This is a genomic window from Erythrobacter sp. S267 (assembly GCF_057365045.1).
Map to the genome: position 1 here is coordinate 2,714,110 of NZ_CP200298.1, position 17,818 is coordinate 2,731,927.

Genomic DNA, 17,818 nt, shown 5'->3' on the forward strand with positions numbered 1-17,818 from the left:
AGCCCCAACCTCTAGTCGTCGCCGACGCGTTCGATATTGGCACCGACCAACTGCAACTTCTCCTCCAACCGCTCATAGCCGCGGTCGAGGTGATAAATCCGGCGCACCGTTGTCTCACCCTCTGCAGCGAGAGCGGCGATGATCAGGCTCATCGAAGCGCGCAGGTCCGTTGCCATGACTTCTGCGCCGGTGAGGTCAGCAGGGCCTTTGACGATGGCGGTGCGTCCTTCGGTAGAAATATCCGCCCCCATACGAGCCAATTCCGGCACGTGCATGAAGCGGTTCTCGAAGATCGTCTCTTTGAGCACGCTGGCCCCGTCCGCCTTGCAAAGAAGGCTCATCAACTGCGCCTGCATATCGGTGGCGAGGCCCGGAAACGGAGCGGTGGTGAGGTCAACAGGCTTGAGCACTCCATTGGCCGCGATGTTCACGCCCTTTTTGTCCTCGGTCACTTCCACGCCGATATTGCGCAGGGCTGCAAGGGTGGAGACCATATCCTCCGCGCTCGCCCCTTCAAGCCGCACTTCGCCGCCCGTGATCGCCGCGGCGCAGGCATAGGAGCCAGCCTCGATCCGGTCGGCCATTACCTTGTAGGTTGCGCCGTTGAGACGCTTCACGCCGTGGATCGTAAGGTCGGAGGAGCCAATCCCCTCAATCTCTGCGCCCATCGCGGTGAGCAGGTTGCACAGATCGACAATCTCCGGCTCCCGCGCGGCACCCGTCAGGCGGCTCGTGCCATTGGCGAGGACCGCTGCCATCACCGCGTTCTCGGTCGCTCCGACAGAGACGACGGGGAAGTCGAAGTCGCCGCCCGGAAGACCGCCATCGGGCGCGATCGCCTTAACGTAGCCCTGGGCGAGCTCAATCTCCGCGCCAAACGCCTCCAGCGCCTTCAAGTGCAGGTCGATAGGCCGGTTCCCAATCGCACAGCCGCCGGGCATCGACACCGTTGCCTCGCCCGCACGCGCCAGCATGGGGCCGAGTACAAGGATCGAGGCGCGCATTTTGCGGACCAGATCATAGGGCGCAACGTTCGAAGTAATGCGCGCCGCCTGATAGGTTACGACTCTGCCGAAATCTTCCGGGCGGTTATTGCCCTGGATGCTGACGGTCACTCCAAACTGGCCCATCAGATGCTGGAACCCGTCAATATCAGCAAGACGCGGCAGGTTGCGCAGCGTCACCGGCTCTTCGGTCAGGAGTGCGCAAGGGATCAGCGTGAGAGCCGCATTCTTAGCGCCAGAAATCGGAATAGTGCCTGACAGCCGATTGCCGCCACGAATGATTAGCTTGTCCATGTTCCCTGCATTAGCGAAACGGTCAAAGCGCGCAACATTGACCTTGCGCAGCGGACAAGGCACGGCTTTGCGCACCGCCTAATGACGATTGAAGGTACGACAACAATGAGCCTCAAACCGATCAAGAAAGCCGTCTTCCCTGTTGCAGGTCTGGGCACCCGTTTCTTGCCCGCGACCAAGGCTATTCCCAAAGAGCTGCTGCCCATCGTCGACCGGCCTTTGATCCAATACGCCGTGGACGAAGCGCGCGAGGCGGGGATCGAGCAGATGATCTTCGTCACGGGCCGGGGCAAGAGCGCCATCGTCGAACATTTCGACGTCGCTTACGAGCTTGAAGCCACCATGAGCGAGCGGGGCAAGGACATGTCCGTGCTCGACCCAACCCGCGCAACTCCCGGCGATATCATCACCGTGCGCCAACAGGTGCCGATGGGACTTGGACACGCAATCTGGTGTGCGCGGGCGATTGTGGGCGATGAACCCTTTGCGATTTTCCTGCCGGACGAATTGATGATTGGGAAGAAAGGCGGGTCGGGTTGCATGAAGCAGATGGTCGATGCCTACAATCAAACCGGCGGCAATCTCATCAGCGTGCTCGAAGTGCCGATGGAGGAGGTCTCCAGCTACGGGGTGATCGATCCCGGCGCGGCTAACGGCGCGCTGACCGAGGTAAAGGGCCTGGTTGAGAAGCCCCCTGTGGCCGAGGCACCATCGAACAAGATTATCTCAGGCCGCTACATCCTCCAGCCAGAAGTGATGCGGACGCTCGAAAACCAGGGCAAGGGCGCTGGTGGAGAGATCCAACTCACCGATGCGATGGCGCGGATGATCGGGACCCAGCCGTTCCACGCCGTGACCTTTGATGGCAATCGCTATGATTGCGGCAGCAAGCTGGGCTTTGTCGAAGCGACGCTGGCATTGGCTTTGGAGCGCGAGGATATGGGCGACGAAGTGCGCGCCATGGCCCAGAGGCTCCTGAAGTAGCGCTCCTGCTCGGATGAAGAAAAAAGGGGGCCGCGAAACGCAGCCCCCTTCCTTTTGTTGAGCGACATATCCGTCGCGCTATTCAGCTGCCTCTTCGCTGTCGCCTTCGAGGCGCTCTTGTGCCTCTTCGACCTGCTCAGAGACTTCGGCGATGACATCGACCAGCGACTTGTCATTGGCCGCGTCGGTCACGCTGTCTGCGGCGCCTTTGGCGAGGCCTCCGATGGAGGAACCGTCCAGACCCAACTCCTTCATCAGCCCGTCGAGCACCGGCGCCTGTGCGCGGTAGGCGAGGGCTGCGGAGACTGCATCAGTCGCCAGGTTTCCCGAGCCTCCGCCCGACACCGCAGGCGCGCCGGAGCTGCCCCCGCCATTCTGGGTAAGCCCGTCGACCTGGACGATCTTGATCGAGTCAATCGCCTCCATCGGCTTGGCGCTTTCCTTGATGACCTCAGGCAGGACTTTGAGCAGAGCAAGCTTGGTCTGGAGGCTGATCTGATCCATTGAGAGGATGTTCGCTGCCTCATTGACCGCTTGCTGACCGGCGGCTTCCACTTCGAAGCGCACACGGTCGGCTTCGGCGCGCAGGATCTCGGCATCCGCCTCACCCTTGGCTTCAAGCCTTGAGGCTTCCGCGCGGTTGAGCGCTGCGTCTTTCTCCGCCTCGGCCTCGACTTTGACCTGGATCGCTTCACGTTCAGCCTGCTTGGCTGCTTCGATCAGTTCGATCTTCTTCTGACGCTCAGCGATTTCGCTCTCACGAGACGTCGTGACTTGCTCCTCAGCCGTCACAGCCAGAGCGCGAGCCGCGTCGGCTTCCGCCTTGGCCTGGCTTTCCTCACGCGACTTGTTCTGAACCGCGATCTGCTGTTCCTGCCGAGCGATTTCGAGCGCGCGCTGCTGGTCGATCCGCGCCTCTTCGACGAGCCGGTCGGCCTCGATCTGCTGCGCGTCGACCTGCTTCTTCGCCTCAATCCGCGCCGCATCGGCTTCGCGCTGACGCTCGGCCTGTTCGCGGGCGATTTCAGACGTTTGCGAAGCGCGCCGCACTTCAACCTCACGCTCCTGCTGGAGGCGGGCATATTCGGTGTCACGGCCGATTTCGAAGGAGCGTTGATCGGCTTCGAGGTTCTTCGATTCCATCTGAACGCGCGTGTCCTGCTCGATATCGTTGCGCAGTTTCTTGCGCGCCTCGATTTGCTCGGTCAGCTTGGTCAGACCTTCAGCGTCAAACGCATTGTTGGCGTTGAAGTGCTCAATCGAAGTCTGGTCGAGCCCGGTCAGCGAAACCGATTCCAGCTCCAGACCGTTCATCGCAAGGTCGTTGGATGACACTTGCTGCACCTTCTGAACAAAGTCAGCACGCTGCTCGTGCAGTTCGTTCATGCTCATGCCCGCAGCCACAGAGCGCAGCGCGTCGACGAATTTACCTTCGACGAGGTCTTTGAGCATCTCTGGTTGCATCGTGCGCTGACCAAGGGTCTGCGCCGCCATCGCAATCGCGCCTGCATCGGGACGCACGCGGACATAGAATTCCGCCTTCACGTCGATCCGGAGACGGTCGAGCGTGATGAGCGCTTCGCTATCACGGCGAACGACCGGCAGCACCAGCGTGTTCATATTGACGGGCATGGTCTCGTGAAACACCGGCAGCACCAAGGCGCCGCCATTCATCACGACTTTCTCGCCACCCACACCTGTCCGGACGAAGGCGATTTCCTTCGATGCGCGGCGGTAAAGGCTGGTTAGAACGATGAAAATGACCAGCAGGACCGCAAAGGCGAGACCCACCCAAATCGCAATTTCAATCAGATTTTCCATTCTTCCTCCTGTTTACTTATGGACGGATCAGCGCGCGCTTTCGGGGACGCACGCCGCTCCGGGTTGGCTCATTTCAAAGCCAGCAATGGGTTTTCGTATCGCACGCCGTAGAAGGTCTGTCCCTCTCGGCGGACCAACATCACGGTTTCGCCTTCGACCAGCTCGGCCTCGGGGTCCTGCGGCTCGACCATCACGAAATGCGGATGGCCGTGACGGTCGATGACTTTGGAACGCGCAGGCGAACCAGCTTTGGCAGTGCCAAGCTGAATTTCGGCATCGCGCCGCACCAGACTGTCGAGCCCAACCGCGCTCGTCTCATCCTTGGGCAGCAGCCGCTCCAGAGGACGCGTGAGCATCCCTGTCACTGGCAGCGCAGCGGCCCCGGCAACCAAGCCTGCCAGCCAGATCGGAGCAGGTGCGTTGACGGTGGCGACCAGCGTTTGCTGCAAAGCGACGCCAATCGCGGCAAAGACGAACAGCAAGATCGCCAGCCAGATCAGGAATGGCACTCGGCCGATCCCCATCAGGGTCATCAGCGCCTCAAAGAAGCCGCTGGGTTCAAGCGCCTCCGCTCCATCAAAATCTGCATCCAGATCAATGTCCGCATCCGCACCGTCAAACATATCGCCCATGCCGATCACTTGCGCGACCGCGATAAAGACCAGCAGGACCGCCGCGGCAGCAAAAGGCAGATTGTGTGCTTCAAGCAAAGTCATGTGATCCCCCCCTTCTTAGCGCGAGCAGAGCGCTCAAACGGTCACCCGCCGCAAAGTCTGCAACGAAGTGTTTCCAAGTTTTTCCCATGAATGTGGGATTAACACAAAACCCGTCATTTGGGTAGCAAAATCGGCAATTTTGACCGCAAAATCGAACTGGCCTTTATACTTGAATTACAAGACCTTGAATCCGAAAAAGGACTCCCCATATTGGGGGCTTAGGTGGCCGATATTTTGAGCGGTAAAGTCTTCAATCCGCCCACAAAAGTGGAGCTCGACCGCGCCGGTTCGCCCGCCAACTCCACAACCTCCAACCGATCCAGCAAAGCCTCGAACAGGATGCGAATCTGCAACCGTGCGAGATGCAGGCCGAGGCACTGATGCGCGCCCGCTCCGAACGCCATATGGCGGTTGGGAGAGCGGCTAGCATCAAAGTCGCGCGGGTTCTCGAATTGGGCTGGATCGTGATTGGCGGCGACGTAGTTGATCATCATCCAGTCGCCTTGCTTGATCAGCTGACCGCCAATCTCAACATCCTGCGCCGCGGTGCGCATGAAGTGCTGCACAGCGGTCGTCCAGCGGATCGCCTCTTCGACCAGACCCGGCAGCAGCGAGCGGTCGGCCTTGACCCGCGCAAACTGCTCCGGATCGCGCGCCAGAGCCAGCATCGCGCCGGACATGGTCGCCGAGGTCGTGTCATGACCTGCTGCGGCCATGATGATGTAATAGCCCGCCATATCGCGGTCGGGCAGCGGCTCTCCATCAACCTTCGCATTGGCAATGACGCTGGCGACATCATCGGTTGGATTGGCACGGCGCTCTGCTGCGATCCCAGCAAAGTAATCCTCAAAGCTCTTCACCGCGCCTGAGACCAGCTGGAGGATCTGTTCCGGCGTCATATTCTCCATGCCACTGCCGGACAGGTCTTTGTCCTGCCCACCGAACATCTGCTGGGTCAGCATCAGCATCCGACCCTCATCCTCCTTGGGAATGCCCAGGATCTGCATAATCACATGAAGCGGCATGGGCGCGGCCACGTCTTTCACAAAGTCGACGTCCGGGCCGTTCGCAATCATCCCCTCAACCAGCGTGTCGGCGAGCGCGCGAATCTCATCTTCCATCAGCTTGAGGTTGCGCGGCATGAACCAGTCTTGGGTCAGCTTGCGATATTTCGGGTGGATCGGTGCATCGAAGACCACCAGCGAATCCACCAGCATGTTGGAGCCGGTCGCCGCGCGCGAAAACGCAGTAGCCTCGCGCGTCGCAAAAACCACCGGCTTGGGATTGTTTAGGAAGGTCGAGTTGTCCTTCGAAATCCGCATCACGTCATCATAGCGGGTGATCAACCAGAAGGGCTCGAAGCTATCGTCATCGGCGACGACTTTGGCGACGGGGCTTTCCTCGCGCAGGCGATCAAACGTATCGAGCAACCCGTTCCACTCAGCATAGCTCTCCGGCGCAATGACTTGGCGGGCGACCTCGCTGGGGAGCGTGGCAGGCTTGCTCACGCGGCACCCTCTTTCGCTTTGGCTTCAAATTCATCGCGCAGCTCGCGCTTATAGAGCTTGCCATTGGCCTCGCGCGGGAGTTCGGGGCGGAAGTCGAATAGTTTGGGCATCTTGATCCGCGCCAGAGTGGGCTCGAGGAACTCGCGCAGTTCTGCCTCCAGCGCGTCGCCAGCATCACCCATATCGATGGGCTGGACGACCGCGACAACCTTCTCACCAAGATCGGGGCACGGTGCGCCAATGACTGCGGCGTCCATCACCTTGTCATGGGTCACGAGCAGGTTCTCAATCTCCTGCGGGTAGATGTTGACCCCGCCAGAGATGATCATGTGGCTCTTCCGGTCGGTGAGGTAGAGGAAGCCGTCCTCATCGACATGGCCGATATCGCCCAATGTCATCCACCCCTTGGGATGCATCGCGTCGGCGGTCTTCTCGGGGTCGTTGTGATAGGTTGGCAGAAGCTCATTCTCGAAGAAGATGAGGCCGTCCTGACCCGCTGGCACCTCTTCCCCCTCGCCATCGCAGATGTGGAGCTTGCCGTAGATCGCGGGGCCAACACTGCCGGGATGGGTGAGCCATTCGGGCGACTTCACCAGCGTCATCCCGATGCCTTCGCTGCCCGCATAATATTCGTTCACGATCGGCCCCCACCACTCGATCATTTCGCGCTTGATCGGCACGGGACACGGAGCAGCCGCATGCAGCGCGCGCTGATGGCTCGAGAGGTCGTACTTAGTGCGCTCCGCCGGATCGAGCTTAAGGAAACGCACAAAGTGCGTGGGCACCCATTGGCTGTCAGTGACTTTGTAATCCTGGATCGCTTTCAGAGCGGCCTCGGGCTCAAACTTCTCCATCATCACGACCGTGCCGCCTAGCCGGTGCACGGTCGAAGCCCAGCCAATCGGCGCTGCGTGATAGAGCGGCGCAGGGGAAAGGTAGACCATCGAACCATCAGCCGGCATCCCCGCCCCCATCATCGCAAGCGCCATCAGCGCATTTGGGGCTTGCGGATCGGGATCTTCGGGGGAAGCTGGGCGGATGCCCTTGGGACGGCCCGTCGTGCCTGAGGAATAGAGCATGGTTAGACCCGCGCTCTGGTCAGCGATTGGGTCAGATGGCTGCTCGGCGAGGGCAGCGGCAAAGTCCTCATCTCCGGCCCCATCAGCAAGCAGCATCGCAAGGTCAGGCATTCCGCCCCTGATCCCGCCCAGCACTCCGTCGAATTTGGGCGAGGTGATCAGCAGCTTCGCCTCGGCGTCTTTGAGGATATAGGAAATCTCCGGCGCGGTCAGCCGGGTCGAGATTGGCACCAACATCGTACCAGCGCGCTGCGAGCCCCAGATGATCGGCCAGAAGTCGATCCGGTTTTCAAGCAGAACGCCAAAGGCGTCGCCTTCCCCCAGGCCGCGCGCGCGAAGCAGATGGGCGAAGCGGTTGGCTGCCTCATCCATCTCACGGAAAGTCATTTGCTGACCGGTCTCTGCGACGATCACAGCGGGTTGGTCAGGACGGCTCGCGGCGTGCGCGATTGGGTGCATGCTCATTGGTCTCTCCCTGCCAGTCTGATCCATGCGGAGGCATCAGACTGCTCTCTTCCAGTTGCAAAGGGAGACTAACGTCGCGAGCGGCGGGCTCAAGCGAATTCATGCGGGAACATTTCGCTGGTCCAAAAGTTCAAAAAAGCGGTTCGCAGAAAAAAGGCGGCGGGAAAACCCGCCGCCTATACTCGGACACCCTCTCCAATGTCCGACCCGCTCGTAGGCGGGTAAACTGTCTCAGACGGCGTTACGACCCTTCGGTCTCTTCAACGTCTGCCCCAACACGGCGCCGTCCCGGCAGCATGTCGGCTTGGCTCTCTTCAACGTCGACCGCCTGAGCGGCCAGTTCGGCGATTTGAACCTGTGTCTCGCGCTCTACCATATAGGGAATTGGATCGACTGCAACCCCATCGACGCGAACTTCGTAATGAAGGTGCGGCCCAGTCGACCAACCGGTCGAGCCAACATACCCAATTACTTCACCTTTTTCGACCCGCTCGCCCGCTGAAACCGTCATCCGGGAGAGGTGCGCATAGCGGGTTTCCAGCTCCGCGCCGTGATCAATTTTGATGTAGAGGCCATATCCGCGTCCTGCGCGGGCCAAGGTCACGATGCCATCGGCTGTTGCACGAACCGGCGTGCCGGTTGGAGCAGCAAGGTCAACGCCCTTATGAGGCCGGCGCCCACCGCGGACCGGGTGAATGCGCATGCCAAAGGGGCTCGAAATACGGACATAGTCGGTCGGAACCATTGACGGAATCGACACGGCAGAGCGTTCAAACACCGGAGGTGCTAGACCCATGTCAACCGCAGGTGCGCTATCGAGCGAGGACCAACTCGCAAAAAGTTCGCGGAAACGCACATCGCCATCAGCGAGCGTATCATCGTTCGTCTCACGCAGTGGCTCAGCCATATCGGCGGCCGCAGCGGTGGAATTGGCGTTGGTGTTGGCGAGAGCGGGATGCGCGGCCACAAGCGTCACAGCCGCAGCAAGCGCAGCGGTAAGCTTGGAGAAGGGACGCTTAAAGCGCGAAAACATTTGGACCCGGTCCTGACTGGCAAATCTGCCAATAATCTGTTTGGTCGCCTGCGCTTGTTCTATCGATTGAGCTCTATGCGGCTCTTATGCGCAGTGCGATTTCTTGCCCGGTACTCTCATTAGCCGGACGGTGCGTGATCGTTGGTATGGCTGCGATTCTTTAGATCGCAACATTTTCATAAAAGTCCCGCGACAAACCGGCTGCAAGACGCGCTGAGTCGTTGAATGGCGGCTTAACGGGGCCTCGGAAGTGAATACGAACCAAACGTTTCCACATGGTTACCGGATCGTTACCAGAAGCCTCACAGATTCGCAGAAAGTGCTTGGTGCCAAAGCCCACATGGCGAATTTCGTCGTCAAGTATGCGGGCCAATATGCGCGATCCGTGCTCGTCTCCGGCGGCCTTGACCCGTTCAAGAGTAGCAGGCGTAACGTCTAGCCCACGCGCCTCCAGCACCATCGGCACGATTGCGAGCCGCGCCGCGACGTCATTGCGCGTTTCATGCGCCGCTTCCCACAGCCCTGCATGCGCAGGCAAAGCGCCATAATGGCTGCCAAGCGATTCGAGCTTTCGCGCAAGCAGCGCGTGATGCATGGCCTCGTCGGCGGCAACCGAAAGGAAGTCAGAGGCGAATTCCTCTCCCATCTGCTCCCCAAACCGCCCGACAATATCGAGCGCCAGATCAATCGCGACAAACTCGATATGCGCCAGCGAGTGCCACAAGGCTATGCGCGCGCGCTCAGAGCCAAACTTGCCGCGCTTGGGCACCTTGTTGGGCGGGAGCAGCTCAGGCGCGTCAGGCCAGGCGGGTTGATCTGGCATGGCAACGTCGAAGGCGAATTCAAGCTCACCCTTGCGCCAACGCCGCGCCACATCGCGTGTGGCAAAACACTTGGCGCGCGGGTCGCCTGTCAGCAGAGCGCTGCGGATAGCTTGGGCGAGCGTCGTCATAGTCGAAATGGTTCGTTTAGAGTGCCTTAGCGGCTGCGAGCACATCTTCGGCGTGGCCTTTGACCTTCACCTTGTTCCAGACCTGCGCGATCTTCCCGTCAGCGCCGACGAGATAGGTGGTGCGGACCATGCCCATATAGGTCTTCCCGTACATCTGCTTCTCAGTCCAAATGCCGAGCGCATCGGACAGGCCGCCTTCTTCCGCGTCGGTGGCAAGCGGGGTCTTGAGATCGTGTTTGGCGATGAAGTTCTGGTGCTTCTTGGCCGAATCCTTGCTGACACCCAGCAGCTCAACACCGGCGGCGTCGAAATCGCTTTTCAAAGCGGTGAAGTCCTTCGCTTCAGTCGTGCAGCCCGGCGTGTTGTCCTTGGGATAGAAGAAGATAACGAGCTTCTTGCCAGCGAAATCAGACGCTTTGACAGAGCCGCCATCAGGGGTCTCCATCGCGATGTCGGGCATGGCGTCGCCAGCGGTCGGAAAGTCGGTCATCTCGGGATCTCCAAATCTTGCTCAAAAGTGGCCTTCCAGCCTTGCGCGATAGAAACGCGCGCCGCTGCCAGCCGTTCCAAAAGCTGCGCGTAGCTATCGCATTGGCAGGCACGCGCAAGCGCTTTTGCAGCAGCGGGCGGGGGTTCCTTCGTATCGGGCGCGAGCAAGCGTCCGGCAACAAGGATGTCGGTCATCAGATCGTAGGCAGGCCACAGATCATCCGGGACCAAATCGGCTTTTGCAAGCGCGGGGAGCGCTGCAGCGAAATCGGGCGAGAATATTGCGCCGTCAGTGTCAGAGAGCCCCGCCGCTTCACGCAATTGCAGGAAGTGGACGAGAAACTCCACATCCACCAACCCGCCGCGCATCAGCTTGACGTCGAGGGGCCCGCGCGCCGGCTTATGCCGCGCCATTTCACCTCGCATTTCGAGAACGTCGCTGCGCAATTTCGCTGGATCACGAGCTTGGCGTTTCACATCGTCAATGATCGCCTCAACCTCGGCCTGAGCTGCCGGGGACGCAGCCAACACCCGAGCACGGTTCAAGGCCATATGTTCCCAAGTCCAGGCGCTTTCGCGTTGGTACTTGGCGAAAGCCTCAACCGACACAGCAAGCGGCCCCTGTTTGCCTTGCGGACGCAGGCGTGTGTCCACTTCGTACAGTACGCCTTGCGCTGTTGGCACAGACAGAGCCGCGCTGACCCGGCTTGCCAGGCGGTTGAAATAGAGCGTCGCACCCAGAGGGCGTTCTCCATCGGATTCAGCGTCGAACGATCCGGTGAAGAGGTAGATCATGTCGAGGTCAGAGGCATGGGTTAATGCACCGCCGCCCAGCCTTCCAAGGCCAACGACGACCAGCTCTGCCCCCGCAATGCGCCCGTGAGTTTGAGCGAACTCTGCCTCTGCGGCGCTCTTCGCCACCTCGATTGCCGCGCAGGCGACGTCCGACAGTGCCGCGCCAATTACGGAAGGTTTGCTCTGCGCGGTAATCAGATTGATCCCAAGCGTGAAGCGCGCCTCGCTCGTCACTTGGCGAATGCAATCGAGCTGCGCTTCGTAATCGTCCCGCTGAGCCTCGCTGCGCATTTGCGCCGCTTTGGCTTCGCGAAGACGGCCATACTCCACCGGCTCATTCTCGATCAGTACATCGAGCACTTCGGGCCGCCGCGCGACCGTGTCAGCGAGGACAGGCGAAAGGGTGAGTGCTGCGACAAGGCGGTCGAGCATGTCTGGCTCAGCCACCAGCAGGCGAAACAGCTGGATCGCAGACTGCGCGCGCTCAATAACGCTTTGCCACCGGACGATCGCCCGGTCTGGATCATCGCTTTCAGCAATAGCCTTGAGCAGAATGGGCAGGAGCTGATCGAATGCCTCCAGGGCCTGCGGGCTGCGGATCGCGGCGTAGCGGCCATCGCGCCATTCCTCGATCCGCGCGGCGAGTTTGGCGGGCTCCTCAAAGCCCAGTTTAGCAAGCATCGCCTCGCGCTCGCTCGGCGGCGGCGGCGGAGTGGGGACAACCGATTGCTCGGCACCGATCAGCGTTTCGTAGAGTGCTCCGGTCTGTCCGGTCAGTTCGGTGAGCTCTGCGACCAGCTCAGCGCCATCCGCCAAGCCATCAAGGCGAGCAACCGCATCCAATGCCTCACCTTCGGGAAGCGCATGAGTTTGCCGGTCATAGACCATCTGCAAACGGTGCTCAATGACACGCAAACGGTCATAGCCCTCACCCAGAATGCGCGCTTCGTCAGATGAAATACGCCCGGCCAGCGCCAACCTGTCGAGCGCCTCTCGCGTGCCGCGAACGCGCAACGAACGATCGCGGCCGCCATGGATGAGCTGATGCGTCTGCGCGAAGAATTCGATCTCACGAATGCCACCGCGCCCGCGCTTCACGTCGAAGCCAGGGCCGGGCGCAATCGGGCCATCATAGCTTGCGCGGATACGTTGGGTGAGCGCACGGATTTCCTCCACGGCTCCAAAATCAAGCGCCTGTCGCCAGACGAACGGCGCGATTTCGGAGAGGAATTTCTCCCCTTCTGGAATATCGCCTGCCGCCGCCCGGGCGCGAATGAACGCAGCGCGTTCCCACGCCAACGCCTCTCCCTGATAATGCGTGAGAGCCGTTCCGCGCCGGACCACCAGCGGGCTGATCTCAGCAGCCGGACGCAACCGAAGATCGACCCGAAGAACATATCCCTCTGGCGTAGTGTCAGACAGCAGCGTCATGATCCGGCGCGCATAACGCTGCGCGACCTCGCCCGGATCATCGCTTGCCCGGCGCGGGAGCAGATCGGGTTCATATAGCAGGATCGGATCAATGTCGGATGAGTAGTTGAGCTCGCCTGCCCCCTGCTTGCCCAGGGCTAGCGCAATGAAGCCGTCCGCGCGGTCCTCGCCGCTGCGTTCGCGGATGGCGGTGCGGATCGCGGTGTCGAGCGCGTGGTCGGCGAAGTTGCTCAGCTCATGCATCACGCGGGTGAGCGGGAAGGCTCCGGCAAGGTCTCCAATCGCCAATGCAGTCGCCAGACCCAATCGATGGCGGCGCAGGCCGATCCCAGCGTCCTCATGCTCGCCCCGCGCTCTCGCCCATGCAAGCGCCGTTTCGCCCTCGCCCCTGGCCAGCAGAGCTTCAAGATCGGGCTGGCGATACAGGGCACGCGCAAGGAATGGCGCAAATGCACGCGCGCGCTTGATCGCTCCGGTCCAGTCGGGGTCGGTCATGACGTCCCTTTGCGCTTTCGCCTGCGACCCTGCAAGCCGCTTGCGGGGCAGGCGCTTGCGGGGCGGGGGCACCTCTGCGAAAGACGCGCGATCCTTGCTCGCATCCGGAGACCCGCCCATTATGCCCGCCACAATGCCTCCCGAATGGGCGCCGCAAGACTGGCTGTGGATTGGCTTCCCGCATTTGGCCGAGGAATGGCCGGGCTGGCTTGTCCCTGCGCAAGAGCAGATCGCCGCCTTTGCCAGCGCGGTGGCAGAGAGCGGGCAAGAGGTCCTCCTGCTGGTCCGGGACGAGGCGAATGCGGCAATTGCCCAGTCGCTGGTGAGTGAAAAGGTCACGATTGAACAGCGGGTCTATGGCGACATCTGGCTGCGCGACACCGGCCCCTTGATCGTGAACGAGGCAAGCGCGCGGTCGGCCCGCCTGTTCGGCTTCAACGGTTGGGGTGGCAAATATCTGATGGAGGGCGATCAGACGATTGGCGCGGAATTGGCCCGCGATTGCGACCTGCCTTTCAACCGCTCGAACATGATCCTCGAAGGAGGGGCGATTGATGGCGATGGAACGGGTCTGGTCGCAACGACAGAGCAATGCCTGCTCAATCCCAATCGCAACCCCGCCATGACGCGCGAGGCAATCGAGGCAGAGCTCCAGCGTCAGCTCGGTTTCGACCGTGTGCTATGGCTCGGCGAGGGTCTGATCAACGACCACACTGACGGCCATGTCGACAATCTCGCGCGCTTTGTCGGCCCGAACCGGATGGTGGTTCCGCATGCGACCGGCTCTGATGATCCTAACGCCGCCATTTATGTCGATGCCAAGGCCCGCGCAGAAAAGAATGGCGTGGAGGTCATCTCCATCCCGTCCCCCGGCAGGATCGAACGCGACGGGCGCGTGGAGCCCGCGAGCTATGTGAACTTCGCGATCACCACGCAATTGGTGGTCGTGCCGACCTTCGGCTCACCGCATGACGAAGCCGGCGTCGAGGCCATCGCCGCGCTCTTCCCTGACCGCGAAACCGTGGGTCTGCGCGCCGATGCGGTGCTCGCGGGTGGCGGTGGCTTCCACTGCGCCAGCCAGCAAATGCCCAAAGTTTAACGCGGCGTTAGGATTTTGCGCGCTAAGCTCATGGGATGAGCAAAGCCCTCGCCCTATCAGCCACCGCTCTTCGCGAAGCACGCGCGCGTCAGGTCGACGTCCTGAGCAGTGCGATCGTGCTGGCTTGCGGCGCAGCGCTGATCCTCGCCGGGCAGCCGCTTCCACTCTAAAGCAGCTTCACCAGCGCCGCGATTGCCGCCGCGCCCAAGGTAACGCCCACACAGCCCCGCCATACCGGATCGCTGATCTTGCCAAACGCGAGGTGGCCGACCCAATTGCCCAGCAGCATTAATGGAAAGAGCGAAAGGCCCAGCAGACCGGTCCGCCAGTCGAGCACGCCAATCGCTGCACCCGAACCCAGTCCGGCGACGGCGGAAATCCCGAAGATCCCGACCATAGAGGCGCGCGCGGTCATGCGCGGAATGTCTCGTCCGACATAATAGGGCACGACCGGAGGCCCCGGCATCGCGGCAAAGCCCGTCAGAAGCCCTGCGGATATGCCAACCGCTCCGGTGGTGACCTTGCCGGGCTGCTCAGCGGAGCGCTTGGGCATCAGGATGGCGAAGAAGGCGGAGAGCGCGATCAAAGCGATTAACAACCGCGCCAGATCGGGCGGTGTTGCATCGAGTGCGATGAGGCCAAAGGGCGTGCCCAACACCACCAGCGCGCCGATGATGTAAGCGCTGCGCTCCGCCTCGCGCGCGATCAGCTTGATCTCGGTCACAGCCAGCAATCCGGCCATGATATTGATGACCAGCACCGCCTCAACCGGAGTCAGAGCCAGCGCAAGGATCGGCACCAGCAGGATGCCGAAGCCAAACCCCGTCAGCCCGCGAATAAACGCCGCGCCCAAAGTGGCAACCACCGCCACGGCGATCTTACTCGCGCTGAAACCGGCGAGGAATTCCATTCAGCTCTCGAACTGGCTCGCCACCACCCACAGCGTGATGGCGTGAAAGGCGGCGATGCCCAGATTAGCCGTAACGACAGGGTTCGCGAGCGTGCCCACCGTGAATGGCGTCAGCACCTTGTAGATGATCTGGAGCGCCAACATTGCAGCAATCGCGGCCGGAATGGGCTTGAACATGAAGCCGACCGATGCCGCCAAAATGGCCAGATAGAAGGCGAGAACGATCCCTCTTGCGGGCGTATTCCCGCCATAAGCCTCGCCAACCCACTCCGCTCCATTGGCGATTCCGTAGGTCACCGGCACCAGCACAACGATGTTGAGCAGGAGCGACAGAATGATGAGGATCTTCATGACAGGTCGGGGCGGGCTAATCTGAAATGCGCAGATCAGGCGGGGTGGCAGCGTCTTTGAGATGCGCAATCGCTTCATCAAGGGTCAGAATCTGCTGCTCCTTCTCGCCCAAAGTGCGCATCGCGATCGTGCCCTCTTCCGCCTCGCGCTTTCCGACGATCAGCAGATGCGGGACTTTGGCGAGCGAGTGTTCGCGGATCTTGTAGTTGATCTTCTCGTTGCGCAGATCGCTCTCGACACGGATACCAGCTGCCACCAGTTTCGCTTCGACCTCCTGCGCATAGCCATCCACGTCCGAGACAATCGGCGCAACCACCGCCTGCACGGGAGAGAGCCAGGCAGGCAGACGACCGGCGAAGTGCTCGATCAGAATGCCGATAAAGCGCTCGTACGAACCATAGATCGCGCGGTGGAGCATGACGGGGCGGTGGCGCTCGCCATCTTCTCCGACATAGCTCGCATCAAGCCGCTCGGGCAGCACACGGTCGGACTGGATCGTGCCAACCTGCCAGGTCCGGCCAATCGCATCGGTGAGGTGCCATTCAAGCTTGGGCGCATAGAACGCGCCTTCGCCGGGCAGCTCTTCCCATTCGAGGCCATTGGCGGTCAAAGCATCGCGCAATTCCTGCTCCGCCTTGTCCCAATCAGCATCCGAGCCGAAGCGTTTTTCAGGGCGCAGAGCGAGCTTGATGTCATACTCAAAGCCGAAATCGTGATACACGCTATCGGCAAGGCTGAGAAACGCCTGAACTTCTTCGACCACTTGGGCTTCGGTGCAGAATATATGCGCGTCGTCCTGCGTGAACTGGCGCACGCGCATCAGCCCGTGGAGCGCTCCGTGAGGCTCATTGCGGTGGCAACAGCCCATCTCACCCAGCCGGATCGGCAGATCGCGGTAGGAGGTGATGCCCTGCTTGAAGACGAGGACGTGCGCCGGGCAATTCATCGGCTTGATCGCCATCCAATTGGCATCGCTGGCGACTTTCGGGGCCGCTGCCGCTGCACCAGTCTCGTCCACTTCGGGCACGATGTCGGGCACGGCAAACATGTTCTCGGCATATTTGCCCCAGTGGCCCGATTGCTCCCATTGGCGCACATCCATGACCTGCGGGGTCTTGATCTCGCGATAGCCGGCGCCGTCCATCTTGCGGCGCATATAAGCTTCAAGCTCGCGCCAGATCATGTAGCCTTTGGGGTGCCAGAAAACGCTGCCATGCGCCTCTTCCTGCAAGTGGAACAGGTCCATCTCGCGGCCCAGCTTGCGGTGGTCGCGCTTGGCCGCTTCCTCGAGCCGGTGGAGGTGGGCCTTCAATTGTTTCTTGTTGAGCCAGGCAGTCCCGTAAATGCGGGTGAGTTGCGCGTTGCGCTGATCGCCGCGCCAATAGGCGCCCGCGGTGCGCATCAGCTTGAAGGCCTGCGGGTCGAGCTTGCCGGTTGAGGCGAGGTGAGGCCCGCGGCACATATCGAGCCACGCGCCGTCCGAACCCGGCTCGCCAGACCAATAGACAGTCAGGTCTTCGTCTTCGGGCAGTTCCTTGGCCCATTCGGCCTTAAACGCCTCGCCTTCCGATTCCCACTTTGCGATCAGATCGTCGCGCTGCCAGACCTCGCGCACCAAGGGCTTATCCGCCTTGATGATCTCGCGCATTTTCTCTTCGATGGCGGGCAAGTCTTCTAACCCAAAGGGCTCGCGAGAAGACGGGGCCATGACGTCGTAATAGAAGCCATCCGAGGTCGCGGGGCCAAAGGTGATCTGCGTGCCGGGCCACAGCGCCTGCACCGCTTCGGCAAGGACGTGGGCGAAATCGTGGCGCACCAGCTCCAACGCATCGGCCTCATCACGCGCAGTGATCAGTGCCAGCTCAGCATCGCCATCAAACGGGCGGGCGAGATCGCGCACTTCGCCGTTCACCTTGGCCGCCAAAGCCGCTTTCGCAAGGCCCGGCCCGATTGCCGCCGCGACATCAGCGGGGCTCGACCCCGGCTCCATTTCGCGCACAGAGCCATCGGGCAGGCTGATCTTTAAAAGTTCGGTCATCTTAAAGCGTCTCTTTTTCCCTGAGCGCGCGCCTTAGGACAAAGGGACGCGCACCGGAAGAGCGGTGTGGAAGTGTTTAACCGATTAAGGCCAGTTGCTTTCTGGGTGAACACCGCGCCACCCGAAACCGGCCTGAACCGGGGGCGGCGAATGCGCTGACCTAACCCAGCCGCAACCGCCCCCGGAAGACCGAGGTTGTTGTGGTGGTAGTCGTGGTCAGCATCTGTGCCATGCGCACCATATAGGCGCCGCGGGTTGCAAAGTCATTACGCACAGATCGAGAGCCTAGCCGGAAAGCACCCGCTCCATTTTGGAAAGCTTGCTTGACAATTTTGCGAATCGATGACAAGTGTC

Annotated in this window: 15 protein-coding genes; 3 read left to right on the top strand and 12 right to left on the bottom strand. The window is 61.1% G+C overall.

Going from position 1 to position 17,818, the window contains the following annotated elements:
• Window positions 1–11 precede the first annotated feature (11 nt).
• Window positions 12–1,298, bottom strand: coding sequence for a UDP-N-acetylglucosamine 1-carboxyvinyltransferase (gene murA / locus AC0V6X_RS12750; protein WP_486184924.1), 1,287 nt, complete (start codon window positions 1,296–1,298; stop codon window positions 12–14).
• 105 nt (window positions 1,299–1,403) lie between these two features.
• Here murA and galU point away from each other — a divergent pair, with 105 nt between their 5' ends.
• Window positions 1,404–2,282 carry a UTP--glucose-1-phosphate uridylyltransferase GalU gene (galU, locus tag AC0V6X_RS12755; RefSeq protein WP_486184925.1) on the top strand — a complete coding sequence of 293 codons (879 nt, stop codon included), beginning with the start codon at window positions 1,404–1,406 and terminating at the stop codon, window positions 2,280–2,282.
• A gap of 78 nt (window positions 2,283–2,360) precedes the next feature.
• Here galU and AC0V6X_RS12760 read toward each other — a convergent pair whose 3' ends face one another.
• The 8 genes from AC0V6X_RS12760 to glnE all read right to left on the bottom strand — a co-directional run bounded on the left by AC0V6X_RS12760 (window position 2,361) and on the right by glnE (window position 13,066).
• The gene (locus tag AC0V6X_RS12760) at window positions 2,361–4,103 is read right to left on the bottom strand and encodes a flotillin family protein (protein WP_486184926.1); all 1,743 of its coding nucleotides are present in this window, start codon (window positions 4,101–4,103) and stop codon (window positions 2,361–2,363) included.
• A gap of 68 nt (window positions 4,104–4,171) precedes the next feature.
• Window positions 4,172–4,819 carry an OB-fold-containig protein gene (locus AC0V6X_RS12765; RefSeq protein WP_486184927.1) on the bottom strand — a complete coding sequence of 216 codons (648 nt, stop codon included), beginning with the start codon at window positions 4,817–4,819 and terminating at the stop codon, window positions 4,172–4,174.
• 218 nt (window positions 4,820–5,037) lie between these two features.
• Complete coding sequence (locus tag AC0V6X_RS12770; protein ID WP_486184928.1) at window positions 5,038–6,327, bottom strand: cytochrome P450; 1,290 nt, start codon at window positions 6,325–6,327, stop codon at window positions 5,038–5,040.
• Complete coding sequence (locus AC0V6X_RS12775; RefSeq protein WP_486185581.1) at window positions 6,324–7,865, bottom strand: acyl-CoA synthetase; 1,542 nt, start codon at window positions 7,863–7,865, stop codon at window positions 6,324–6,326. Before AC0V6X_RS12775 ends, AC0V6X_RS12770 begins: the two co-directional genes overlap by 4 nt.
• A 247-nt stretch (window positions 7,866–8,112) precedes the next feature.
• Entirely contained in the window at window positions 8,113–8,904 is a 792-nt protein-coding gene (locus AC0V6X_RS12780; protein ID WP_486184929.1) for a M23 family metallopeptidase, read from the bottom strand.
• A 160-nt stretch (window positions 8,905–9,064) separates the two neighbouring features.
• Window positions 9,065–9,856 carry a ferritin-like domain-containing protein gene (locus AC0V6X_RS12785; RefSeq protein WP_486184930.1) on the bottom strand — a complete coding sequence of 264 codons (792 nt, stop codon included), beginning with the start codon at window positions 9,854–9,856 and terminating at the stop codon, window positions 9,065–9,067.
• 16 nt (window positions 9,857–9,872) lie between these two features.
• On the bottom strand, window positions 9,873–10,346 hold the full coding sequence (locus tag AC0V6X_RS12790; protein WP_486184931.1) for a peroxiredoxin: 474 nt from the start codon (window positions 10,344–10,346) through the stop codon (window positions 9,873–9,875).
• Entirely contained in the window at window positions 10,343–13,066 is a 2,724-nt protein-coding gene (glnE, locus tag AC0V6X_RS12795) for a bifunctional [glutamate--ammonia ligase]-adenylyl-L-tyrosine phosphorylase/[glutamate--ammonia-ligase] adenylyltransferase (protein ID WP_486184932.1), read from the bottom strand. The genes AC0V6X_RS12790 and glnE overlap by 4 nt, the downstream gene beginning before the upstream one ends.
• 121 nt (window positions 13,067–13,187) lie before the next feature.
• Here glnE and AC0V6X_RS12800 point away from each other — a divergent pair, with 121 nt between their 5' ends.
• Together AC0V6X_RS12800 and AC0V6X_RS12805 are read left to right on the top strand one after the other, a co-directional pair.
• Window positions 13,188–14,165: an agmatine deiminase family protein gene (locus AC0V6X_RS12800; RefSeq protein ID WP_486184933.1), complete on the top strand. Its 978-nt coding sequence runs from the start codon at window positions 13,188–13,190 to the stop codon at window positions 14,163–14,165.
• 35 nt (window positions 14,166–14,200) lie between these two features.
• Window positions 14,201–14,335 carry a hypothetical protein gene (locus AC0V6X_RS12805; RefSeq protein WP_486184934.1) on the top strand — a complete coding sequence of 45 codons (135 nt, stop codon included), beginning with the start codon at window positions 14,201–14,203 and terminating at the stop codon, window positions 14,333–14,335.
• Here AC0V6X_RS12805 and AC0V6X_RS12810 read toward each other — a convergent pair.
• From AC0V6X_RS12810 to thrS, 3 genes are read right to left on the bottom strand one after another with little or no spacing between them, the layout of a single operon-like run.
• On the bottom strand, window positions 14,332–15,075 hold the full coding sequence (locus AC0V6X_RS12810) for a TSUP family transporter (RefSeq protein WP_486184935.1): 744 nt from the start codon (window positions 15,073–15,075) through the stop codon (window positions 14,332–14,334). The genes AC0V6X_RS12805 and AC0V6X_RS12810 overlap by 4 nt on opposite strands.
• A complete protein-coding gene (locus tag AC0V6X_RS12815) occupies window positions 15,076–15,426 on the bottom strand; it encodes a hypothetical protein (RefSeq protein ID WP_486184936.1) in 351 nt (116 codons plus the stop codon). It abuts the gene before it with no gap.
• 16 nt (window positions 15,427–15,442) lie between these two features.
• On the bottom strand, window positions 15,443–17,464 hold the full coding sequence (thrS, locus tag AC0V6X_RS12820) for a threonine--tRNA ligase (RefSeq protein ID WP_486184937.1): 2,022 nt from the start codon (window positions 17,462–17,464) through the stop codon (window positions 15,443–15,445).
• Window positions 17,465–17,818: the final 354 nt, after the last annotated feature.